The 24,883-nt window shown below is 36.5% G+C and carries 20 protein-coding genes and 1 other annotated feature; of the genes, 5 read left to right on the top strand and 15 right to left on the bottom strand.

Annotation, left to right across the window (positions count from 1 at the left end; genetic code table 11):
• The first annotated feature begins 66 nt into the window (after positions 1-66).
• Together AC4BC5_RS07770 and AC4BC5_RS07765 are read left to right on the top strand one after the other, a co-directional pair.
• Entirely contained in the window at positions 67-795 is a 729-nt protein-coding gene (locus tag AC4BC5_RS07770; protein ID WP_490494874.1) for a DUF554 domain-containing protein, read from the top strand.
• A 96-nt stretch (positions 796-891) separates the two neighbouring features.
• Complete coding sequence (locus tag AC4BC5_RS07765; RefSeq protein WP_490494873.1) at positions 892-2,334, top strand: DUF1958 domain-containing protein; 1,443 nt, start codon at positions 892-894, stop codon at positions 2,332-2,334.
• Between the two features lie 52 nt (positions 2,335-2,386).
• On the opposite strand, the gene AC4BC5_RS07760 is transcribed toward AC4BC5_RS07765, so the two are convergent.
• From AC4BC5_RS07760 to AC4BC5_RS07730, 7 genes are all read right to left on the bottom strand, one after another.
• Positions 2,387-2,683 carry a hypothetical protein gene (locus AC4BC5_RS07760; protein WP_490494872.1) on the bottom strand — a complete coding sequence of 99 codons (297 nt, stop codon included), beginning with the start codon at positions 2,681-2,683 and terminating at the stop codon, positions 2,387-2,389.
• 4 nt (positions 2,684-2,687) lie between these two features.
• The gene (locus tag AC4BC5_RS07755) at positions 2,688-4,211 is read right to left on the bottom strand and encodes an ABC-F family ATP-binding cassette domain-containing protein (RefSeq protein ID WP_490494871.1); all 1,524 of its coding nucleotides are present in this window, start codon (positions 4,209-4,211) and stop codon (positions 2,688-2,690) included.
• A gap of 453 nt (positions 4,212-4,664) precedes the next feature.
• Complete coding sequence (locus tag AC4BC5_RS07750) at positions 4,665-5,345, bottom strand: 5'-methylthioadenosine/adenosylhomocysteine nucleosidase (RefSeq protein ID WP_490494870.1); 681 nt, start codon at positions 5,343-5,345, stop codon at positions 4,665-4,667.
• A 1-nt stretch (position 5,346) separates the two neighbouring features.
• Positions 5,347-6,216 (bottom strand): MetQ/NlpA family ABC transporter substrate-binding protein, encoded by an 870-nt coding sequence (locus AC4BC5_RS07745; RefSeq protein WP_490494869.1) that lies wholly within the window; start codon positions 6,214-6,216, stop codon positions 5,347-5,349.
• A 13-nt stretch (positions 6,217-6,229) separates the two neighbouring features.
• A complete protein-coding gene (locus AC4BC5_RS07740; RefSeq protein ID WP_490494868.1) occupies positions 6,230-7,006 on the bottom strand; it encodes an SDR family NAD(P)-dependent oxidoreductase in 777 nt (258 codons plus the stop codon).
• A 109-nt stretch (positions 7,007-7,115) separates the two neighbouring features.
• Positions 7,116-7,592 (bottom strand): S-ribosylhomocysteine lyase, encoded by a 477-nt coding sequence (locus AC4BC5_RS07735; protein ID WP_490494866.1) that lies wholly within the window; start codon positions 7,590-7,592, stop codon positions 7,116-7,118.
• A 31-nt stretch (positions 7,593-7,623) separates the two neighbouring features.
• The gene (locus AC4BC5_RS07730) at positions 7,624-8,727 is read right to left on the bottom strand and encodes a 5-methyltetrahydropteroyltriglutamate--homocysteine S-methyltransferase (protein ID WP_490494865.1); all 1,104 of its coding nucleotides are present in this window, start codon (positions 8,725-8,727) and stop codon (positions 7,624-7,626) included.
• Positions 8,728-8,780: 53 nt separating this feature from the next.
• Positions 8,781-9,021, bottom strand: a binding site (T-box leader).
• 175 nt (positions 9,022-9,196) lie between these two features.
• Here AC4BC5_RS07730 and AC4BC5_RS07725 point away from each other — a divergent pair.
• Genes AC4BC5_RS07725 through AC4BC5_RS07715 form a run of 3 tightly spaced genes read left to right on the top strand, consistent with a single transcriptional unit; the run spans position 9,197 to position 12,441 of the window.
• Positions 9,197-10,201 carry a LacI family DNA-binding transcriptional regulator gene (locus AC4BC5_RS07725; RefSeq protein WP_490494863.1) on the top strand — a complete coding sequence of 335 codons (1,005 nt, stop codon included), beginning with the start codon at positions 9,197-9,199 and terminating at the stop codon, positions 10,199-10,201.
• Positions 10,198-11,568, top strand: a complete 1,371-nt coding sequence (locus tag AC4BC5_RS07720; RefSeq protein ID WP_490494861.1) for a glycoside hydrolase family 1 protein — start codon at positions 10,198-10,200, stop codon at positions 11,566-11,568. The genes AC4BC5_RS07725 and AC4BC5_RS07720 overlap by 4 nt, the downstream gene beginning before the upstream one ends.
• 12 nt (positions 11,569-11,580) lie before the next feature.
• Positions 11,581-12,441 carry an ROK family protein gene (locus AC4BC5_RS07715; RefSeq protein WP_490494859.1) on the top strand — a complete coding sequence of 287 codons (861 nt, stop codon included), beginning with the start codon at positions 11,581-11,583 and terminating at the stop codon, positions 12,439-12,441.
• A 175-nt stretch (positions 12,442-12,616) separates the two neighbouring features.
• Here the strand turns inward: AC4BC5_RS07715 and AC4BC5_RS07710 are convergent, their stop codons facing one another.
• The 8 genes from AC4BC5_RS07710 to rpoC form a co-directional block, all read right to left on the bottom strand.
• Positions 12,617-14,233, bottom strand: coding sequence for a glycoside hydrolase family 13 protein (locus tag AC4BC5_RS07710; protein WP_490494857.1), 1,617 nt, complete (start codon positions 14,231-14,233; stop codon positions 12,617-12,619).
• A 203-nt stretch (positions 14,234-14,436) separates the two neighbouring features.
• On the bottom strand, positions 14,437-15,459 hold the full coding sequence (locus AC4BC5_RS07705) for a LacI family DNA-binding transcriptional regulator (RefSeq protein WP_490494856.1): 1,023 nt from the start codon (positions 15,457-15,459) through the stop codon (positions 14,437-14,439).
• Positions 15,460-15,562: 103 nt separating this feature from the next.
• Positions 15,563-17,224: a glycoside hydrolase family 13 protein gene (locus AC4BC5_RS07700; RefSeq protein WP_490494854.1), complete on the bottom strand. Its 1,662-nt coding sequence runs from the start codon at positions 17,222-17,224 to the stop codon at positions 15,563-15,565.
• Between the two features lie 20 nt (positions 17,225-17,244).
• Positions 17,245-18,072, bottom strand: coding sequence for a PTS system mannose/fructose/sorbose family transporter subunit IID (locus AC4BC5_RS07695; RefSeq protein ID WP_490494853.1), 828 nt, complete (start codon positions 18,070-18,072; stop codon positions 17,245-17,247).
• A gap of 14 nt (positions 18,073-18,086) precedes the next feature.
• Positions 18,087-18,908, bottom strand: a complete 822-nt coding sequence (locus AC4BC5_RS07690) for a PTS mannose/fructose/sorbose/N-acetylgalactosamine transporter subunit IIC (RefSeq protein ID WP_490494851.1) — start codon at positions 18,906-18,908, stop codon at positions 18,087-18,089.
• A 13-nt stretch (positions 18,909-18,921) separates the two neighbouring features.
• Complete coding sequence (locus tag AC4BC5_RS07685) at positions 18,922-19,890, bottom strand: PTS sugar transporter subunit IIAB (RefSeq protein ID WP_490494849.1); 969 nt, start codon at positions 19,888-19,890, stop codon at positions 18,922-18,924.
• A 135-nt stretch (positions 19,891-20,025) separates the two neighbouring features.
• Positions 20,026-21,015 carry a LacI family DNA-binding transcriptional regulator gene (locus tag AC4BC5_RS07680; protein ID WP_490494848.1) on the bottom strand — a complete coding sequence of 330 codons (990 nt, stop codon included), beginning with the start codon at positions 21,013-21,015 and terminating at the stop codon, positions 20,026-20,028.
• A gap of 114 nt (positions 21,016-21,129) precedes the next feature.
• The gene (gene rpoC / locus AC4BC5_RS07675) at positions 21,130-24,780 is read right to left on the bottom strand and encodes a DNA-directed RNA polymerase subunit beta' (RefSeq protein ID WP_490494846.1); all 3,651 of its coding nucleotides are present in this window, start codon (positions 24,778-24,780) and stop codon (positions 21,130-21,132) included.
• Between the last annotated feature and the right edge of the window lie 103 nt (positions 24,781-24,883).

Here is a 24,883-nt window from a genome sequence, read left to right as displayed (position 1 = left end):
TACTATTGATAAATGAGTCATTTATTTGCTAGACTATTGTAATAGGTAGGGAAAGAAGGGAAATGGATGCCGACAGGGGTGTTAGTGAATACAGGTGCAATTTTGTTAGGAGGGATTCTTGGAGGAGTCCTAGGCCATCATCTGAGTGAAGAATTTAAAAATAATTTGACGATGATTTTTGGTGTTTGTTCAATGGGTATGGGTATCTATGCTATTGCACCAATGAAATACATGCCTGCTGTAATTTTTGCTTTAGTTATTGGAACCAGCCTAGGATTATTTTTTCGACTCGGTGATAGAATTAATCAAGGTGCGCTATTAATGCAACGGCCTATTGCTAAATTTTTTCCATCCGATCATTTAACAATTAATGAAGAGGAATTTATTCGCTCGTTAGTCACTATTATCGTCTTATTTTGTGCAAGTGGCACTGGAATTTATGGGAGCTTAGATTCGGGAATGACTGGTGATCATTCCATTTTAATCTCTAAATCTATTTTAGATTTTTTTACTGCAGCAATTTTTGCCTGCAATTTAGGATTTGTGGTTTCTGTCATCGCTCTTCCACAACTACTCATTTTCAGCACTTTATTTTATGCTGCCAAGATTATTTTCCCATTGACCACACCAGATATGATTTTAGATTTCAAAGCCTGTGGAGGTTTTTTAATGCTAGCAACTGGTTTTCGGATGATTCATGTCAAAATGTTTCCAACAGCAGATATGATTCCTGCTATGATTTTGGTCATGCCTTTTAGTTGGCTTTGGGTAAACTGGATTATGCCATTCTTATAAACCTATGAGTCAGTGATGCTTGACTGTGTCGTTGACTCATTTTTTCTAAAATTATGCTAAAATAATAGTTAATACTATATCTAAAGGAGAGCTGTTTTGAAAACGAAAAAAATTGGATTTCTAATTAGTCTATTGGCTTTTTTCTATATATTCACAGTGACAAAGCCGGTGATTGCAGATACATTACTTGAGCAACTCACTCGGGATAATTACAATATTCCAGAAACAGATTTACCAGGAACAGGTATTGTTATCGAAGCTGAAAATGGTCAAATTTTTTGGGAACAAGATGCAACTAAAAGTATTGATACTGCAGAGCTTTCAAATTTAATGACAATTTATTTAATTTTAGAAGCAATTCAAGAAGGCACCTTAAGTTTAGACCAAAAAGTTATTGCCACGCAAAATGACGAGGCTATCGGACAAATTCATTCATTAAACAACAATAATATTATTGCAGGCATTGAATACACGGTACGTGATTTAATCAAGTTAGCAGTAATTCCTTCGTCAAATGTTGCTACATTAATGCTTGCTAACTTACTAGAAGAACAAGATGGTCGGTTTATCACACAGATGAATAACAAAGCGGTTGAATTAGGAATGACGCAAACCACATTCAATACTGCTACCGGTATTCCTGCAATTCAATTTGATGGTTATTATCAACCAGAAGGCTATGATTTTAATACAGGAAATTTAACTACTGCGAAAGATTTAGCTATTCTAGCCTATCATTTAATTCGTGAATTTCCATCAATCTTAGAGATTACTAAAGAAACTTCTTTTACAGTTTTACCTGATTCTTTATATGAAGAAAAATTTGAAACAGATAATGATTCCTTGTACAGTCGCCCTTTTGCCTTTAAAGGTGTCGATGGTATTAAGACAAGTCAATCAGCAACTGGCTTCAACTCAATTACTACTGCAAAACGAAATGGCTTACGCGTCATCACTGTCCTTACTGGAGTCGGTGACTTGGCAAATCCCGAAAGTAAACAAGCTTTATTTCCAATCAGTAATACATTAATGAAGCAAGTATTTGCTGATTATGAGTACAAAGAAATTACTTCTGCAGGACAACAAGAAATTAATAAGCAGACGATTCAAATAGAAAATGATTGGTATGCTGTCGTGAAGAAAGGACAAGAACCAACCTTTGCTTTGAAAGATGACCAACTAACTTTGGAAAAAGCTCTACCAGTAGTAGCAACTACTGTCGTTCCTATAAGTGTTTCTTATCGTGAAGTTACTTCGAATATCGAGGAAAATATTGAACAACATACCTTTTTAGCCAAAATCATTAAAGTTGTTGAAATTACTAAATTAACTATTCTTGCATTGGGAATCACGTTATTAGGTTTGATTTTCTTGCTAATGTCATTGTTTATCCCTGTTATTCCTCATGAAAAGAAAAAAGATAACCGTCGTAAACGCCCTCAGACATCACCTCTACCAGTGAAAAAAATTGTGTTTTGGACTGGTTTAGGCACCTTTTTAGTTGGTATTGCTACGCTTATTATTCAATACCTTTTATAGCAAAAAACCAAACGACCACTCTAGACTAAAGTGGTCGTTTGGTTTTTTACTTTTATTTCTCTAAATCAATATCAAAGCCATCAAAAACTTCACCATCATAATACTTAAGTAATTGTTCGACACTTAATAACGACGAGGTCATTTCCTCGGTAGATTCTTCGACTATTTGCGTTTCTACATACTCTTGATACCGTTCCATCAGCATCCGATACAGGTCTACTCGAGAATTACCTTCCCCAGTAATAAAGGGTAACTCTCTGAGATAACCTGAGTAAATGGGCTTGTTTTCAACTACCTCAACAGGTAACTCCATCACGGTTAAATGTAAATCTTTAAATTGTTCAATCATCTACTTATCCCTCAATTTCAATTACACGTTCTACAAAATTTTCATAAAAATCTTGTTCATGAGACACAACAATAACGGTTCCTTCGTATTCTGCTAAACTCTGCTGCAAGCTTTCTTTTGTTTCTTGATCGATGTGGTTGGTTGGTTCATCTAAAATTAATAAGTTACCTTCTGTCATGGTCATTTGAGCTAGCTTTACTTTTGTCTGCTCGCCACCACTTAACATTTTTAACGGTTCTTGTGCTAATTGATTAACTAGGCCTGCTCTTGATAATTGGCGTCTCAAATCCTTCACTGTTGCTTTTTCATATAAATTACCTAGGTATTGCAGAGGTGTTTCCAAAGGTGATTCCCAAACTAATTCTTGAGAAAAATAATTAATTTTAGTATTGGCTGGGAAATGATATTCTCCAGAAATCGCAGGAATTTCACCAATCAGCGTCTTCAATAAAGTCGATTTTCCAATACCATTAAAACCACGAATCGCAATCTTTTCACCATAACGGATCGTCAAATTAATCGGATTTAACAAGGGTTTATCATAGCCTACTACTAAAGCATCTGTTGTTAAGGCCAAAGTGCTGACAATTGGTTTATAAGGAAACTGAAAATTTGGTTTTGCTGTATCACTTGGTGGTGTTAAACGCTCAATTTTATCTAATTGTTTCTCACGACTTTTTGCCATTGTTGAACGTGAACCAGCCTTATATTTACGAATATAAGCTTCCGTTTTTTCTATATGACGTTTTTGCGATTCATATTGACGCAAATAACTTTCGCGATTGGCTTCTTTTTGTTTTAAAGCTTTTGTTAGGTTTCCTGTATATTTTGTTAACTGTCCAAATTCAATATCGGCTATATGAGTTGTAATGTCATTTAAAAAAGCTCGATCGTGCGAAATAACTAGGAAAGTCCCGTTAAAGCCTTTCAAGAAGTCTGTCAGCCATTGGACATGGGTATCATCTAAATGGTTCGTTGGCTCATCTAATACCAACATATCTGGTTTTTCCAACAACAATTTAGCTAAAATAACTTTTGAACGTTGGCCCCCACTTAAATTTTTTAACAAACTATCTAGGCCTAATACATCAATTCCTAAACCTGTCGCCATTTCTTGAATTAAGGTATTCATTTGATAGAATTCGCCCTGATCAAGTTGCGTTTGTAAGCGACCAGCTCGCTCTAAGAGTTTATCTTCTAAAGTTTCACTATAGGTGGTATAAAGTTCGGTAATCTCTTGTTCAATATCTAATTCTTTTTGGAAAGCCGTTTTAAGAAATTCTTCAATCGTTAATGTTTCATTCACACGGACATATTGATCTAAATAGCCCATATGACAATTTTTCGCAATTTCTACGCGTCCATCATCGGGTAACTGTTCTCCTGTAATAATCTTAATTAACGTTGACTTACCAGCACCGTTTTGTCCGATTAAACCAACATGTTCTCCTTTATTGACCTGTAGATTTAAATTTTCATATAAAATTTTATCTCCAAATTGTTGGGTAATATTAATTAAACTTAGCATTTTTCTCTCCATTTCTTTATCTGTACAAACAAACAGCCGTAGACGCATTGTCCACGGCTCTATCTATCACTCACCAAAAAGAACACCACAAATAAGCCTCGTCCTTTTTGATGAAGTATCTATAGCGTGCTCTTAACAATGCCTCATCTTCAATTGTTAAGAGCTACTTTTCTGATAAATTTTAAATAGGATTCGTAAAACATAACCATCATCCTTTCTAATCACACGTAAGTCTAACATGCGTTAGAAAAATTGTCCACTTGGCAATATTAAAAAAATGGCGCCCAATGACCGAACCATTGAAAAAGATAATCGACAAACATTTTGGGATTTTTTTAATGTCAAGTTCAGAGTCCCTTGAACAGAAGCTTATTATGGGGAAATCATAAAAAGTTCCTAATTTTCAATTCTTCGAAAATTAGGAACTTCTCAGCACAGTGACATCAGCTTTTTTTATAGCTGCTTCAAAAGAGTATTTACTGCTTGAAAAGCTTGTTCTGCAGCATAATTCAATGTGTTGTCAAACGTTTCCGGCGCAGTATCCCCTACATGATCCGAGATTCCACGAACATTGATAATTGGAATTTCATAAAAGCTTGCTACTTGTGCTAACGAACAGCTTTCCATATCTGAAGCAGCGATTGTAGGAAATGCTTGACGAATGGCAGCAATAGATTGTGTATCACTCATAAACGAATCAGATGTCACAATCGTACCCAAATGAGCATGAATCGAACTTGCTCTCAACGCCTCTGCAATTTTAGCCAACCACTTTTCAGCTACAGGATAATCAGCGGGCATCTGTGGTACTTGACCAAAGGCATAGTTAAATCCAGTCGCATCAACATCGCTATAGACAAACTTATCAGTATAGACAATATCTCCTAATGCAAACTCTGAACGAAAAGAGCCAGTTGTTCCTGTATTGATAATTAAATCAGGTTGGACTTTTTCACAAACCCATGCTGCAGTGGCAGCTGCATTGGTTTTCCCAATTCCTGATTCCACTAAATATAACGTCTCATCAGCTTTTTCAATAATAGTTTTTCCTTTATGCCAAACAACAGCTGTAGCAAAATTAGCACGAAAGGGTGCCAATTCCTCTGCCATTGCAGCAACGATTGCAATTTTCACTTTAGTCCTCCCATACATCACTTACTGGTTCATCAACTTCTACTTTTGTCCCATCAAATTTTTCAGTAACAAATTCTTGCACTTTTGGATCATGATATAATTCACCTAACTTTTGTAAAAGAGCTTCAGTTACACGATCTTCTTTAACCGCAATAATGTTAATACTTTTACGAGTTGTTGCGTCAGCTTCTTCACGATAAATAGCGTCTTCTAAAACATTTAGACCCCCTTCAAAAGCAATGGTATTACTAATTAATACTAAATCAACATCGGGTAAAACACGTGGTCCTGTCAAATCATCAATTAAAGTAAACTTTAAATTTTTAGGATTTTCAACAACATCATCTGGTGTCCCAATCCCGTCATCAAAATCAGCTTTTAATTTAATCAAACCTGCTGATTCCAACACACGTAACCCGCGGGTAGTGTTAGAAGGATTATCAGCTAAAGCAACAGTTGCACCGTCCGTAATTTCTTCAATTGATTTGAATCTATTTGAATAAATTCCCATTGGTTCAATATAAGTTGTTGCGACTGGGACTAATTTAACAGGGCTTTCTGCATTAAAGCTTTCTAGATAGCCAATTGATTGAAAAGCGTTCGCATCTGCATCTCCATCTGCAACAGCATTGTTGGTAATCGCACCGCCTGTTATATCTTGAACCTCTAGTTTAATTCCAGCTTCTTTTACGGCATCAGATTCTGCAATAAAACGCCAAATTTCTGCATCTGGTCCCACTGAAGCAATCCGAATTGTTTCTTCTTTTGCTACTTCTTTTGTTTCTTTTGTCTCTTCTGTCTTTTCTTGATTTCCACAAGCCCCTAACAAAAGGATACTTGCTATCAATAAACTACTTAACCATTTTTTCATTTGATTCGCTCCTTTAATTCATTGTCATACCGCCTGTTACATTGATGGCTTGTCCAGTCATATAACTAGCTAACGGGCTTGCTAAAAATAAAACAACATTTGCTACATCTTGCGGTGTACCTGTTCGACCTAGTGGTACTTGACTGTTGTCTTCTTCAAGAACTTCTTGTGCTGTCATCCCACGGATAGAACCACCTTCAATACGCTCGCGATGTTTCATAGGTGTTTCAATAATTCCTGGACAAATCGCATTAACCAAAATTCCTTGATTTGCTACTTCTAGCGCTAATGTTTTGCATAATCCTAATACAGCATGTTTGGATGCAACATAGGCGGACATGCCACGGTAACCATTTTTTCCAGCTTGAGAAGCAATGAAGAGAATGCGTCCTTTTTTCTGGTGCTTTTGCATTAATTTGACAATATATTTACTACTTAAATAAGCACCACGAGTGTTAACAGCTAATACTTTATCAAAATCAGTCGTTTTACTTTCAGTTAAGAAATCCATAGTAGAAATTCCAGCCACATCCACAAACACCTCGGGAATCACTTGGTAATTTTCTAGTTCTTCCACAAGATTCTGCAGCGCATATTCTTGACTAACATCTAAATGTATTTGATAAAGATGGTCATTCACTTTCACCATTTTCTCTTCTTCAAAACCAATATCTGCAGCGATTACAATCGCTTTTTCGTTTAAAAACGTTGAAACAACAGCTTCGCCAATCCCTTGTTTACTACCAATTATTAAGACAACTTTATCAACTAATTCTGAAAAGTATCCCACTTGACTCCCTCCTCAATAAAACGCACATTTCAAGCGTATTTTAGATAAAAAAATAGCCCTGGAACTACACGGTAATCACAGAGTAATACCAAGGCAATCAATTCAAGCTTTATTTAACAATATTACGTTCAAATGCATCCTCGCTAATTCCTTGTTCAAGTACCAACTTGGCATATTCTTTTGCTCCAAATAAAGAATGATCTCGATAGTTTCCACACTCTTTTTCGGATACACCTTGAATATCTTCAAATTTTGTTTCATTAACGATAATCGTTAATACTTCTGTTAAAGCTTTAGCAACTTCAGCTGCACTTGGAACACCCCATGTAATTAAATGGAATCCTGTACGGCAACCAAATGGAGAAATATCAATAATTCCTTCCAAACGATCACGCATCAAATCAGCTAACAAATGTTCCAACGTATGAATTGTTCCTGTTGGCATTTCTTTTTCGTTTGGTTGTAAAAATCGCAAATCATAATTAGCGATTACATCCCCTTTTGTTCCATGTTCTTCTGCAATTAAACGAACATACGGTGCTTTTACCTTTGTATGATCCAGTGTAAAGCTTTCTACTTCTGCCATAATTTTATTCCTCCTATTTTTAATGAAACGACTATTGGTCGCCCCAAACTTCTTTGGCTGTTTCAATAATTAATGCAAATTTTTTCCACTGATCTTCTTCACTGACTTTATTGCCTTCATGCGTTGAAGAAAAACCACATTGTGGACTTAAACATAATTGATTCAATGGTACATATCGACTTGCTTCTTTAATGCGTCCTTTTAATATTTCTTTGTCTTCTAGTTCTGATGTTTTTGTTGTTACTAACCCTAAAACGATCCGCTGATCTTTAATATTTTTTAGCGGTTCAAAACTACCTGAACGCTCGTCATCAAATTCTAAAAAGAAACCCGCAAATGCCTCAATTGATAATAGCCGCTTCGCAATCTTATCATAAGAGCCGTTATACAACCAATGAGACTGAAAGTTCCCTTTACAAAAGTGGAAAGTAACGGCTAAATCAGCAGGTTTTTCTTCTAAAACAGCTTCAGTAATATCTCCAAACTCTTGAATTAATTCATCTGGATTATACCCATTATTAACAATCAACTCTCGAAAACGATCATCAAATAAGCCACCCCAGCTAGTATCATCTAATTGTAAATACCGACATCCTGCATCATAAAATGCTTGAATGACCTGACGATAGGTTGTAATCAAATCCTGAATAAACAATTCTTTGCTTTCATAGACTGGGTTGTCATGGTATTGCTTCGATAGAATAAATGAATCAAGAAAAATCATATTTGGACCAGGAATTGTTTGTTTTGCTAGTACATCGCCTGCATGCTCTTTTGTAAAACGGAAATGATCTAAAAACGGATGAGCTGAATCAAAAGATAATTTCCCACTAACATAGGTTCCTTGTGCTTCTGTTTTTAACCCAAAAGCAGTGGTTTCAAAATCATAAACGGTTATACCATTTAAACCTGCAATAAAATCTAGATGCCACCAACGACGACGAAATTCGCCATCAGTCACTGATTTTAAGCCGATTTCTTTTTGTTTTGCAATTAATGCAATAATCGCCTTGTCCTCAACTGCAGACAATTCTTCTTTCGTAATTGTTCCCTCTTTGAAGGCTGCGCGTGCTGCTTTTAATTCTTCTGGACGCAAAAAACTTCCTACTTGATCCCAACGAAATGGAATAGTCATATTATCTCTCCCTTTTTATTTTATAAAAAAAAGCCCTTAGATATCCTAAGACATCTAAGGGCATTACTCTGCGTTACCACCTTATCACGTAGTATTCTCACAAACACTACCTCTATCAGTACCCACAATTTGTGGAGACTGTCGCCAATTAACGGGGCAAACCGTATCTTCTTAATTATTCAGAAGATCCACTCAAAAGCCATTTTCGTCGAACGTATTTTTTATCTCTTTTCAGCTACCGAGACTCTCTAACGAAAAAAATGAGTTCACTACTTTCTTTTTCACAGTGTTTATTTATGAAGTTGTAATGAATATATCAGACTTGTTTTCCTAAAGTCAATAGAAAAATGAAAATATCATACAACTTCATAAATTTTATATTGTTTTAAAAAAAGGGTTTTCATTTATTTTTATTTATGCTACTCTATTTTTGAATCGATTCAAAAATAGGCTGAAATGGAGGATGAATATGGCAACAATTCAAGAAGTAGCCGCACAAGCAGGTGTATCCGTCGGTAGCGTTTCACGTTATTTAAATGGGCATCAATTAAAGCCTTCCAATATGGAAAAAATTGCAACTACCATCAAGGAACTAAATTACCAAGAAAATTTTTTGGCACGTGGTCTCAAAAATAAACAAACTCGTTCCATTGGTCTTTTGATGAATCATGTCCAAAATCAGTTTTCTGCAACATTTATTGCGACTGTTTCAGATGAGTTAGAACAGCTAGGTTATAGTATTGTCGTCAGTGCTTTACGAGACGATGCCAGTCGCTTAAAAGAAAAACTAGACTTTCTAATGGCACGACAAATTGATGGGCTATTGTTATTTGAAATTGAGCCAACCACACTTGACCAGCAATATATCAAAGGCTTAACCATTCCTGTCGCATCAATTAATACACCCTTACCTTTAGATAACGTTGATTCTATTGTGATGGATAATCGTCAAAGTACACAAACAGTGATTGAAAAAATTATTGCTTATGGGCATCAACATATTGGCATTATTGCTGCCCCACAACAGGATATTATCGCTAAAGAACGACTGACTGGTATCCAGGAAGCACTTAATAAGCATCCTCACGTAACGTCAACAATCTATTTTGGCGACTATTCAAAAGCAAGTGGCTATCACAATATGCAACAATTACTGAAGCAAGATATCTCAGTTGTCTTTGTGTGTAATTACAAAACAGCGCTAGGTGCCTTACAAGCACTTTATGAAAGTGAGAAACAAATCGGCACAGATATTTCTTTTGCCAGTTTCGACTATTTTGATTTAAGCGAAATTGTTTATCCTAAACTGACAGTCTTGCGACAACCAATCAAAGAAATTAGTCAACTAGCTGCAAAAAGAATAATTGAACGTATTCAATCAAAAGAAGCTTTAACAGCGACAACCTATGTATGTAACAACGAAATTTTATGGCGTGATTCTATCGCTAATTTTATGGAGGACGAAATCAAATGAAAAAATTTCCAGAGAACTTCCTATGGGGTGCCGCAATTTCAGCCCCACAATCAGAAGGACATAGTTTAACAAATGGTAAATCAGCTTCAACCTGGGATTATTGGTACCAGATTAATCCAGAAAAATTCAATGACCATCAAGGACCTACCAATACTTCTAACATGTATGAGCTTTATAAAGAAGATTGTCAGCGTATGCAAGAGATTGGATTAAATTCCCTACGTACATCCATCGCATGGACACGTCTTCTTCCTGATGGTCAAACGATTAATGACGAAGCTGTGGCTTTTTACCGCGATTATTTTCAAGAAATGATTCGTCATGGAGTAGAACCGATTGTTAATTTATTCCATTTTGATATGCCGATGTGGCTAATGGCAAAAGGTGGTTGGGAAACACGTGAATCCGTAGACGCTTTTGCATTTTATGCAAAAACGGCTTTTGAATTATTCGGAGATATTGTCAAAAAATGGACGACTTTTAATGAACCGCTTGTGCATATTGAATGTGGTTATTTATTTGAATTCCATTATCCAGCCGTTGTCGACTTTAAAAAAGCGGTCCAAGTCGGATATCATACATTATTAGCTCATACCTGTGCAGTAAAAGCTTTTCGTGACGTTCTACCTGACGGACAAATTGGCCTAATTTTAAATATTTCGCCAGCTTATGCTCGCAGTGAATCAACAGAAGACTTACAAGCAAAAGAGGCCTCTGATTTATTGAATACGCGTAGTTTTCTCGATCCTGCCGTTCATGGGGAAATTCCAGCAGCGTTAATCGAACTCATCCAAAAACATGAGTTAACACCGATTACTCAAGCAACTGATAAACAGCTATTAAAAGAGAACACGGTTGACTTTATTGGCTTAAATTACTACCAACCACGTCGAGTTCAAGCACCAGAAAAACCTAACTTCCCAGCAAAAATGCCAAGTGATTTATACGGACACTACGATTGGCCTGAAAAGAAAATTAACCCTTATCGTGGATGGGAAATCTATCCAAAAGCGCTTTACGATGTTGCGCTTATGATGAAAAATGACTACAATAACTTGCCTTGGTATGTCAGTGAGAACGGTATGGGGGTCGCTGATGAAGAACGATTTATGGAAGATGGCATGATCCAAGATGAATATCGCATTGAATTTATGCAAGATCATTTAACCTACCTTCACAAAGGTATTGAAGAAGGTAGTAATTGTTTTGGTTATCATACATGGACTTTTGTCGATTGCTGGTCTTGGTTAAATGGCTATCGTAACCGTTACGGCTTCTATCGCGTGGATTTAGAAAATAACTTTGCTCGTAGCTTGAAAAAAAGTGGTATTTGGTATAAACAACTAGCAGAAAATAATGGATTTTAAAGGAGAATAAATATGAGTATTGCAGTCTTTGATATTGGTGGTTCTGCTGTAAAATATGGTTTATGGGATCAAAAAACATTACATCATGTCAATCAATTTCCAACGCCTGACACCTTTGAAGCACTCCAAAGCCAATTGAAAAAAGTAATTGATTCTTATGAAACAAGAATTACAGGAGTCGCGATTAGCTCGCCAGGTGCAGTCAATGTTGCAGACCGGCGTATTGATGGGATTAGTGCAGTTCCTTATATTCATGAGCGCCCTATTTTTGATGAATTAGAATCTTATCTAGGACTCCCTGTTTCGATTGAAAATGATGCCAACTGTGCTGGTATTTGTGAAATTGAAATTGGTGCTGGTCAAGGGGTCAATCATGCCGTATTTGTAGTCATTGGTACAGGGGTAGGTGGCGCGATTTTCATCAACGGTAAGCTTTATAAAGGTGCACATCTATTTGGTGGTGAATTTGGTTTAATGCAAAACCGTAACGGTAATTCGTTAAGCTATAATGGCACTGCTGTTAACACTGCTTCGCGTTTCTCTGAAAAAATTGGACACTCAATCACTGGAAAAGAGTTATTTGAGCGTAAAGATACTGGTGATCAGCAAGCTATCTCTGCTTTAGATGAAATGTACCAAAATATTGCAGAAGCTCTTTATAATATTCAAGTATCGATTGATCCTGACATGGTGATTATCGGTGGTGGCATCTCGGCTCGACCAGAAGTTACAGAAGAAGTCAAAGTCCGCTTGCTTGCTTTATTAACAGCATTTGGGGTTCCTTCAATTATGCCCGAAGTCCGTGCTTGTGAATACCAAAATAATGCTAATCTGATTGGTGCAGCCTTTAACTTCCAACACATTTATTCTTAAAAAACATTAGAAAATCATCCCCATAAAAATAGGTCTGTGACTAAGTTGATTGACCGTAAAATATCCGAACAATAGAAGCTTGGCCCTCATCGCAATTTCGCCTTGATGGCTAACTCATTCTATTTTGTTCGGATATTTTCGTCTTGTTCTTTCTTATATCACAGACCTAATTTTTTTATTTCACTTTCACAACAAATGCTTGCCATGGTTTTAAAATAAGATCTTTTAGAGTAGTCACCGGTTCATCATTGGTAATCACCGTTTCTAAAATTTCTTCTTCTGACGTAAATGATTGCTGTTCATTTGAAAAGTTTGTCACAACTAACCAACGTTCATCTTTATAAGTTCGGTAATAACTAAACACTTCAGCAACCGTATCTACTAATTCAAAATCACCCCAAATCATAATCGGATGTTCTTTACGTAATTGTACTAGTTTTTGATACGTATAGAAGATTGAATTGCTATCAGCTAACGCAGATTCAACATTAATTTCTTTATAGTTATCATTTAAGGCTAACCAAGGTGTTCCCGAGGTAAACCCACCATTCTTAGCGTTACTCCAAGCAATTGGTCGACGAGCATTGTCCCGACCTTTAGCATTGATTGAAATTAGAATTTCTTCTTCTGTATACCCTTCTGCTAGCCGTTCATGGTATAAATTAATTGTTTCAATGTCTTCAGCTTGCGAAATATCCGTAATCAATGTATTGGTCATCCCAATTTCTTCCCCTTGGTAAATGTAAGGTGTTCCCTTCATCATATGCAGTAAAATCGCTAGCATTTTTGCACTTTGCACGCGGTACTTATGGTCATTTCCCCAGCGAGAAATCATCCGTGGCAAGTCATGATTATTCCAAAATAATGAATTCCAGCCTTCATCACCCAATTCTGTTTGCCATTTAGCTAGCACTGTTTTTAGTTCCGCAATGTCAATTGGCTGTAAGTCCCATTTTGATTTTCCTTCTTGTTGATCTAACCCAATATGTTCAAATTGGAAAACCATAGACAATTCATGACGCTTTGGATCAGAATACATTTTTGCAATTTCTGGTGTAGCTCCCCACGTTTCACCTACAGTTAACAAATCGTAATTGCCAAAAGTTGCTTGATTCATTTCCTGTAAATATTCATGTAGCTGAGGTCCATTACCAGTAATTCCTTTTAAAGGCACTTTCCCTACCAAATCGATAACATCCATCCGGAAACCACCAATCCCTTTATCAATCCAAAAATTCATCATATCATAGACTGCTTGGCGAACTTCTTGCTTTTCCCAATTTAGATCCGGTTGTTTTTTACTGAAAAGATGTAAATAATATTGTCCACTTGCTTCATCAAATGCCCATGCTGAACCAGAAAATGCTGAACGTAAATCATTAGGTGCTTCACCATTCACTGGATCTGCCCATACATAATACTCACGATATGGATTATCTTTCCCTTTTTTAGCTTCCACAAACCATGCATGTTCATCTGAGGTATGGTTTACTACTAAGTCCATCACAATTTTAATATTGCGTTTGTTTGCTTCGTCTAACAGTTCATCCATATCTGCCATCGTGCCAAATTCATCCATAATGGCTTCATAATCAGAAATATCATACCCATTGTCATCATTTGGTGATTGATAAACTGGTGATAACCAAATAGCTCCGATTCCTAGTTTTTCTAGGTAATCAAGTTTCTCAATAATTCCTCGTAAGTCACCAATGCCATCGCCATTACTATCGTTAAAACTACGTGGATAAATTTGATATACTACGACCTCTTGCCACCAATGTTTATTCATATTTTTTTCCTCCTAATACTTTAATCTGCAATCCAATGATTCATTTAAAGTTTATACTTTACTTAGGTGTTACGTAACACCAAACGTTATTTTTTTACCAGAATAAAAGAAGCTCTTTTATTCTGGACTTGGAGATTGATTTAGGTGTTTCGAAACACCATCTGTTAACACTATACAGTTTATCATTATAATAGTCAACGCTTTCATTGGACTTTTTTGACCGATTGTCCTTCAATAAAAGTTGTCGCAATTTGGATTTTCCGTTGTCTGATAGGCTTTCCTGTAATATCAGCTACTAATAATTGAATGGCTTTTTCAGCTTTTTGCAATATATTCTGATAGATAGTCGTAATTTGTGGAGTTGCTAACTTTGCTAATAACGTCCCGTCAAAACCAGCAATCGAAAAATCTTCTGGGATGTTCCAACCTTGGTTGTATAATACGGACTGTGCACGTACAGCCATTAAATCTGAAGCAAAGAACAAGGCGGTAATACGCCCGACATATTTTTTAGCAAGTTCTTGAATAAATAACGCAAAGGCGTCTTCATTGTTTGGCGCAATGAAATAATTGGGTTGTAATTGATATTCTTCCAAGGCCTTCTTTACGCCTTGTGCACGTTTTGCATCGACTCCTATCCAATCGTCAAAAGATTCGCCAAAAGCGATAAAAGCCAGCGATTGATGCCCTTTAGAGACTAAGTAATGCGTCATCTCATAGCTTGCTTGTAAATCATTCACGCCAATAGTTAAAATATCTTCCTCTTGCGGTGGATACATGTCTAAAAAGACAATCGGAATCTTCAAACTATTCGTCCATTCCTTCAAGTCATTGGGGGATGTTCCTGACAAAACGACACCTTCTAAATTCCACATTTGAACTAACTTTAGTCCATCATCAACTGAAGACACACGTTGAAACATCATAAAATAGCCAGCTTCCCTAATAGCCGTTTCCGCAGCTTGTACGAATTCACCTAAATAAGGATTATCGTATGTATGAGTGGCAATCGCACTGTCATCTTGGAAAATGACACCAATGATTCGCGAGCCATTTTTTGCTAATAAACGGCCAGCCATATTAGAATGATACCTTAATTCTTTTAAGGCTTTTTCAACTTTTAATTTAGTTTCTGCTGATACTTTAGTCGTTCGTCCATGAATGACATTTGAAACAGTTGTTGGACTGACCCCTGTATATTTGGCAATATCCTTAATTGTAGGCATCGTTTTCTCTCCTTCCACACTCTTATCATACAATACTTTAAAAAGAGATGCTATCACAGCAAAGAGAATCATGCTTTTATAAAAGCATGATTCTCTTACTTAGTTATTCACTTATTTGTTCAATGATAAAACTTTCATAAGGTTGTAGTTCCTGATGAATCGTGTTACGTGGTGTATTTTGAATAATAAAACGATACTCTTTGCTAAAAATTTCCGAAATATCTTGAATTTGATTCGACAAGTTAGCAAGTACAATCCATGTCTGATTATTTAATTGACGTCTATATGCAAATATTGCAGGATGTTCTGGTAAAAGCAATTCATAGGTGCCATCCTTCAAAATTGCCTCTTGATGACGCAAGGCAATCAATTGTTTATAGTAATTAAAAATAGATTTTTCTGATTGTAAATCCGCTTCGACATTAATTTCTTTATAATTTGGATTTACTTTAAACCACGGTTCATTCGTAGAGAAACCAGCATTTTTTTCGTCATTCCATTGCATCGGTGTTCGTGCGTTATCTCGGCTAACCTTATGCACAGCACTTAAAAAATCTTCTTTAGAAATCGTTTTTTGGTCTAAAACAAAATGTTCATAATTACCACGAAGTTCAATATCAACATATTCTTCAAGTTCAAATTGAGGATTCGTCATCCCAATTTCTTCTCCTTGATACACATATGGCGTACCTTGCATACCATGCAAAATGGTAGCAAAAGCCGTAGCTGACTCATATCGATAATCAGTATCATTGCCCCATCGAGAAATCACTCGTGCCCGATCATGATTTTCAAAATACAAAGCATTCCATCCACGGTCTCGCAAATTTATTTGCCAATCACTCATGATACGTTTTAACGAAACAAAATCAGGTGCCTGTAACGCCCAACGACCGTTGATATCTGCTTTTTTACGATCGATGTGCATATGTTCAAAAGTAAATACCATATCCAATTCTTCTCGTTTAGGATCTACTAACAAATGTGCATCTGAAGCTTTCGCTGCAGGTGCCTCTCCAACGCTCATCATATCTAATGGAGTTAAGACCTGTTGATTCATTTCATGAATAAATTCATGCATTCTTGGTCCATTATGTTGATTAGATTTTGAGAATGGAATGTCATTATCTGGAAAGTCTAAATCTTTGGAAATAGATGTAATAACATCCATACGCCAACCATCTATTCCTTTTTGCTTCCAATAATGCATCATTTCGTAAATAGTTTCTCGGACTTTAGGATTTTCCCAGTTCAAATCCGGTTGTTCTTTTGCATAATAATGTAGGTAATATTGTTGACGTGCGTCATCCCATGTCCAAGCAGAGCCGCCAAAACTAGATCCCCAGTTATTTGGTTCTTTGCCATCTGGTCCAGCATCTTTCCAAATATAAAAATCACTGTATGGATTATCTTTTGATTTACGACTTTCTTGAAACCAAACACACTGATCGGATGTATGGTTGGCAACAAAATCCATAATAATCTTAATACCTAATTCATGAGCTGCTGCAATTAAAGTATCCATATCCTCGTTTGAGCCAAACATTGGATCAATTTGATAATAATCTGCAATGTCATAGCCATTATCAATTTGAGGCGAAAGGTATACTGGACTAATCCAAATCGCATCAATTCCCAATTCTTTTAAATAAGGCAGTTTTTCTTCTATCCCTTTTAAATCCCCGATACCATCGTTATTCGTATCGTTAAAACTTTTAGGATAAACTTGGTAAATAACTGCTTCTTTCCACCATGTGTCTCGCATCTTCTATCTCCTTTCAACCTTTAAGCAATACCTAAAACAGATAATACAATTCCTAAAATAATAATGCCAAAAATTAAATAGTTAATAGAGACATTTTTCTTTTTCATCAAATAAAAACTAAATAACGTAATTAATAATGGAATCAAACCTACAAAAATTTGATCTAGCATTTCTTGGGTGTTCATCACAACTTCCCCGTCCATCATCATATTCCATTTAATGTCTAAATTGACCATCTGGCTAGTCATAGCGCCGACCATTGCTAGACCGACAATACTAGCAGCTTTTGTTAATATATTAATTAGACCATTTTCATAGAGACTAGAAATATAGGCTGATCCTAACGAGTAACCTAATTGACCACCCTTCCAACGTAAAATTTGGACAGGTACATTGAATAGCAGTAAGAAAACAATCGGTGCAAACACATTGCCAGCTTGCGCTAAACCTACAGCAATTCCAGCAGATAATGTACGTAGAACGCCCCAGAAAACAGAATCACCGATTCCTGCCAAAGGTCCCATTAGACTTGTTTTAATTGCATTAATCGATTCTGCATTAAAATCTTCTTTTTCACTATTTTCTTTTTCCATTGAAGCAACAATTCCTAAAACAAAAGGATACATTGCAATATTCGTATTAAAATAAGACATTTGACGAACCATTGCTTCTTTTCTACTTTGTTCATTCCCTTTATAAAAGACATCTAAAAATGGCTGCATCGCATAAGAAAAACCTGACGCACCTTGTTTAGAAGGTGTTACTGCTGAATAAAGTGTAAAAGAACGCCAGTATAGTTGTTTTAATAATTTTTTTTCACTAATGGTTGCTTGCGTTTGTTTCGTCATTTTATTGTTCCTCCTTATTTGAAAAATTCATCTACTTCAATTTCAGTCTTGCTTTTTGTAGATGCGTTTCCCGTTGGTACACTAGTCAATTGTTGTTTGATTTGTTTTAAATCTAAATCGCGACTGGCACTCACAATAGCTACAATCAATGCAAGTACAGCTACAGCAATCAGTGGCGTTTGGAAATAAGCAATTAATACAAAGCCTAAGAAGTAATAAACAGCTACTTTACTATCCCATAAAATTTTCAATAACATTGCCATTCCGACAGCAGGCAATAAATTTCCAGCAATGCTTAATCCATGTACAATCACTTCAGGGATTTGTTCTAAAACAGTTTGTGTTGCTTTTGATCCAAATAAAATAGCAAAAAATGGAATTAATGAGTAAATAAACCATTGCAACGCCCATAACCCAAAGTGCAGACGGGCAATTCCTCTAGCGTTTCCTTCTTGTGCCATCGTATCAAATTTCGTAGCAAATGGACCAACTACAGCAACATACAATAATGTTTTTACTTGTAAGCCAATAATACCCAAGGGCACAGCGATTGGAATCGCTACTTCTACTCCAGCATTCATGTTAATAGCAAAAGCCGTTGCTAAGGCTGCTGCCAAACCTGGTTCTGCTGAACTCGCTCCACCAATATTAATCACACCCATGAAGATTGTTTCCAAGGCTGCACCTATTAATAAACCTGTTTGAATATCTCCAAGCAATAAACCTAATAAAGGACCAATAACAATTGGGCGTCCCAACATCGTAAATCCTAAAAGTTCTTGTCCGCCCACGGTTAAGAAAACGACAAGTGCTACAATAATTGCTTCCAATAACATAATTTTCTCTCCTTTATTTCACAAATGATGTGGCTAACTCTTTTTTATCTGAAGGAACATTTTGTAGAGCCGTTTCTGGATAAATTTTGACTAATTCGCCTAATTTAGCAAGTTCATCCTCTGTTAACATGACAAATTGAGTTAGTGTTTTTTTATTGCCTTCAACGGCTTTACCTACGTTTCCAATATTGATATATGTCATATTTGGTACTTTTTCTGCGACTCGTAAGGCGTCTGCCACAGTTCGAACTAGCACCAAAATTCGCCGTGTTTGTGCCCTAGAATCGTTTAAAACTGCTACTGCATCATCAACTGAACGAATTAAGACATTAATTCCTGATGGAACAGCCATTTTTAACGCCATTTGCTGTGTTTCATTTTTAGCTACTTCGTCATTTGCAACTAAAATTCCATGTAAATTCAATTCACGGGACCAAACCATTGCAATTTGTCCATGTATTAATCGTTCATCTACACGTAAAGTGGTTGGTATTATTCCTTCAAACTTTGAAGGAGCTAGTTCAACTACTTCCTTTTCTACTGTATCTACTGTATTTTCAACTTCTTCAACCACTGGCGCACTCTCATTTTTAGTAAGTCCAGTTTCAACTACTTGCATTGCTGTTTGACCATTTATAACAAGTTGCTGAATAATTTCGCGTGTATAAAATTCTGCACCATATATAACTTCAATAATCACAGGTAAATTGAAGCCTGCTATAATAAAAACGTTTTCCCTGTTTTGTGCAGCAATAGTCATTTTTTGATTAACACTACCACCAAACATATCTGTAAAAATTACCGCTTGGTCGTCATTTTTCAAATTGTCAAAAAAAACAGCAATTTGTTCTTCAATATCAGGTACATCCTCCACATAAGCAGTCATGTAAGTAATATCTAAATCAGTACCTGCAAATAACTCTAAAGTACTTTGTAATCCTTGTGCCATTTTCGCATGTGTAGCTATTACAAATTTTTTCATAACTTTCCTCCTGTTTTTTGGAACGTTCCATTTTTACTAGCAAATATATCCAAATATATCGAAATATATTTGGAACGTTCCATTTCTCTAATAATATACACAAAAAAGCCTTTTCTGTAAAGGCTTTTTTATATTTTATTTTCGAGTTGTTTTTCCTTCTAAGTACTCAACTGGCAAAAAGATAGTTTCTTGTGCATTGATAACATCATTATTGAAAATTTGTTTTAATGCTTTAATACAGTTTTGTGCAATTTGTTGAACTGGTTGACGAATAGATGAAATAAACCGCTCTTGCTGTGGATACATTTTTCCTCCATCGAAACCAATAATTTGAATTGCCGCTGGTATCGGATAGTCCAACATCTGTAGAGTGCTTAAACAAAAGTCTGCATATTGATCGGCAACCGCAAATATTCCATCGTAAACACAGGTTTCCTTATATGTTTCTATTAAAAATTGTTTTAATTCCGGATAAAACTTATCTTCATGATTCATTGATTGAAATACTGTATACGCAATATGATTCTCTTGACAATAATCAGCAAAACCTTGCGCTCTTTCACCATAATTAAAGGCTGTTTTTTTAGTATTACGTGTCACTAACAACAGGTTTTTTGAACCTTTTTCAACAAGTTTTTTTGCTGCTAGTTCCCCACCTTTATAATTATCAGAAGAAACACAGGGTATATTAGGGGCAATCCGTTTTTCAATAGATACAATCGGTAAATCAGTCGTCAGATAAGGAGCTAAATCTGAATAAGAGATTGTGATGACACCGGCAACTTTTTGCTCTTTACCCATTTGGATATATTCCAATTCTTCTTTAATTTCATTATTTGAATTACATAGTAACATTTTAAACTTTTCTTTTTTTAATGCTTGTTGTATCTCATGAGTTAGTTCTGCAAAAAAAGGCGTATGTGTAGTTGGAAGAATAAAAACAACGACATTTGAACGATTCATTTTTAATTCTCTAGCCGTGACATTAGGAATATAGTCCAGTTCCTCGATGGCTGATTGAATCTTTTTTTGTGAAGCTTCTTTTACTTTGACACCATTAATATAATTAGAAACCGTTCCACGTGAAACTCCCGCTAACTTTGCCACATCATTCATTGTTGGCATTTTTTTCCTCCTTCCAATCTTTTGTTATCCTCTCTATCATACAATAATTAAAGAACGGTTACCATTTTAAAATAAAAAACCTCCTACTTTAAAAAGTAAGAGATTTTTTGAGTTTTATTTAAATTCATTCAATGCATCTTCAGCAGCCATTTGTGCTTCGATGTCTGAAATGCTATAAACATTTTCACTTGCAACGGTTACTTCTTTGGGCTCCATGTTGCGGTAACGAGGCATACCAGTACCAGCTGGAATGATCTTACCGATGATAACATTTTCTTTCAAGCCTAGAAGTGGATCTTTCTTCCCACGGATTGCAGCATCAGTTAATACACGAGTTGTTTCTTGGAATGAAGCAGCAGATAAGAAGCTGTTTGTTTCCAATGAAGCTTTCGTGATACCTAGCAAGACTGGGCGAGAAGTAGCAGGTACACCACCAGCGACAATTGTATCGTAGTTGCGGTCTTTAAAGTCAGAAATGTCCATTAATGTACCTGGTAAAATATCACTATCACCTGGATCCATTACACGAACTTTACGTAACATTTGACGAACCATTACTTCGATATGTTTATCTCCAATTTCTACCCCTTGCATACGGTAAACACGTTGTACTTCACGTAATAGATAGTTTTCTACTGAAAGCACATCGCTAACTTGTAGCAAGTGTTTTGGTTCAATTGATCCTTCTGTCAATGGTTCACCACGATTAATCGTATCGCCTTGCGCTACTTTCATACGTGCAGTAAATGGAACAACATACGTACGTGTATCAGTTTCACCTTTGATAGTTACTTCTTTCGTACGTGTTGACGCATCTTCAGAAATATCGACAACCTCACCAGTTACTTCGGTGATGACCGCTTGCCCTTTCGGATTACGGGCTTCGAAAATTTCTTGGATACGAGGAAGACCTTGTGTGATATCATCTCCGGCAACCCCACCGGTATGGAACGTACGCATTGTTAATTGTGTACCAGGTTCCCCGATTGATTGAGCGGCGATTGTACCAACTGCTTCTCCCACTTCAACTTCGTTACCAGTCGCTAAGTTACGACCATAACAATGTTTACATACACCATGTTTTGTATTACATGTAAATACTGAACGAATTGCTACTTCTTCGATACCAGCATCAATGATTTGTCTTGCGATATCTTCAGTAATTAATTCGTTTGGTCCAATCAATGACGCACCTGTTTCAGGATGGATTACTGATTTACGAGTATAACGTCCTAATAAACGTTCTTCAAGAGACTCAATAATTTCATTTCCTTCGCGGATTGAGCGGATGTTAATACCACGGTCAGTACCACAGTCATCTTCACGGATAATAACATCTTGGGCTACATCTACCAAACGACGAGTCAAGTAACCTGAATCGGCTGTTTTCAAGGCAGTATCGGTCATTCCTTTACGTGCACCATGGGTAGAAATAAACATTTCCAAGACAGTTAACCCTTCACGGAAGTTTGAAATGATTGGCAATTCCATGATTTTACCACTCGGAGCAGCCATCAAACCACGCATACCAGCAAGCTGTGTAAAGTTGGAGATATTACCACGGGCTCCAGAGTCTGACATCATGAAGATTGGGTTTTTCGCATCTAATGATTCCATCAGTTTTAGCTGAATAGCATCTTTGGCAGCATTCCAAACGCTAATTACGCGTTCATAACGTTCCTCATCTGTGATTAATCCACGACGGAATTGTTTGGTAATTGATTCAACTTGTTTATGGGCATTTTCGATAATATCATGTTTTTCATGTAAAACCATGATATCTGCAATACCAACAGTGATACCAGCATGTGTTGAATGTTTATAACCTAAGTCCTTCATACGGTCCAACATACGAGAGGTTTCTGTAACACGGAAACGTTTGAAGACTTCAGCGATAATATTTCCTAAGTTTTTCTTCTTGAATGGTCCAACTAATTCTTGTTCTTTGATAAATGCTGGAATATCGGTTCCGGCTTCCACAAAGTACTTGTCTGGTGTTTGAACAGTCAAGTTAAAGTCAGTTGGTTCGTTCAAGTAAGGAAATTCTGGTGGCATAATTGAGTTAAAGATTACTTTACCAACTGTTGTCACCATCAAGCGAGATTTTTGTTCTGCTGTAAATGGTTTGTCACCCAATGTATTTGGATTTACCGCAATACGAGAGTGTAAATGAACGTAACCATTACGCCATGCAGTTACTGCTTCATCCATATCACGGAAGATCATACCTTCGCCTTCGCGTCCGTCTTCTTCCATTGTTAGGTAATAGTTCCCCAAGACCATATCTTGAGATGGCGTAACAACTGGTTTACCATCTTTTGGATTCAAAATGTTTTGTGCTGCAAGCATTAACATACGTGCTTCTGCTTGTGCTTCTTCATTTAATGGTACGTGAACCGCCATTTGGTCTCCATCGAAATCGGCATTGTAAGCTTCACACACAAGTGGATGCAAGCGAATAGCACGACCTTCAACTAAAACTGGTTCAAAGGCTTGGATACCTAATCTATGCAAAGTAGGTGCGCGGTTCAAAAGAACTGGATGTTCTCTAATAACGTCTTCTAACACGTCCCAAACATCATCTTCGCCACGTTCAATTTTACGTTTTGCATTTTTAATGTTTGACGCTAGTTCACGTTGAACCAACTCACGCATAACAAACGGTTTAAATAATTCGATAGCCATTTCTTTTGGAAGACCACATTGGTACATCTTTAAGAAAGGACCTACGACGATAACGGAACGACCAGAATAGTCTACACGTTTACCTAATAAGTTTTGACGGAAACGACCTTGTTTCCCTTTTAACATATGAGAAAGAGATTTCAATGGACGATTACCTGGTCCTGTTACTGGACGGCCACGGCGACCATTATCAATCAAAGCATCTACTGCTTCTTGTAACATACGTTTTTCATTTTGAACAATGATATTTGGTGCATTTAAGTCTAATAAACGTTTCAAACGATTATTACGGTTAATCACACGACGATATAAATCGTTCAAATCAGAAGTCGCAAAACGACCACCTTCTAATTGAACCATCGGACGCAAATCAGGCGGAATTACTGGAATAACATCCATAACCATCCAACTTGGTTTGTTTCCTGAAGCACGGAACGCTTCTAAAATATCTAAACGACGAATTGCGCGTGTACGTTTTTGTCCAGAAGCTGTTTTTAATTCTTCTTTTAATTCAGCAACTTCGCCATCTAAGTCAACAGAATCTAACAATTTCTTGATGGCATCTGCACCCATCTCAGCTGTAAATTCTTGACCGTATTGATCACGTTTTTCGCGGTATTCACGTTCTGTTAATAATTGTTTTTTCTCTAAGCTTGTATTTCCAGGTTCAATTACTACGTAAGAAGCAAAATAAATGATTTCTTCCAATGCACGAGGACTCATGTCTAAAACAAGACCCATACGTGATGGAATACCTTTGAAATACCAAATGTGAGAAACTGGAGCAGCTAACTCAATATGGCCCATACGTTCACGACGAACTTTTGAGCGTGTTACTTCTACGCCACAACGGTCACAAACAATCCCTTTATAACGGATACGTTTGTATTTACCACATGCACACTCCCAGTCTTTTGTAGGACCGAAAATACGCTCGTCAAATAACCCTTCACGTTCAGGTTTTAATGTACGATAGTTAATAGTCTCAGGTTTTTTTACTTCACCGTAAGACCAGCTTCTGATTTTTTCGGGAGAAGCCAAACCTATTTGCATACTTTCGAATTTATTTACATCGATCAAAAGGGGTTCCCTCCATTTCATTTAATGGCTACAAAACAGACGAACAAATCTTGATAAAATACGCTAGAATTAGAGAATTTACAACTCCTCTAATTCTAAGCCT

The sequence above is a fragment of the Enterococcus sp. AMC2644 genome, from assembly GCF_058216475.1.
Note: the sequence above shows the minus strand (reverse complement) of the source record. Positions and strands in the feature narration are given on the sequence as shown.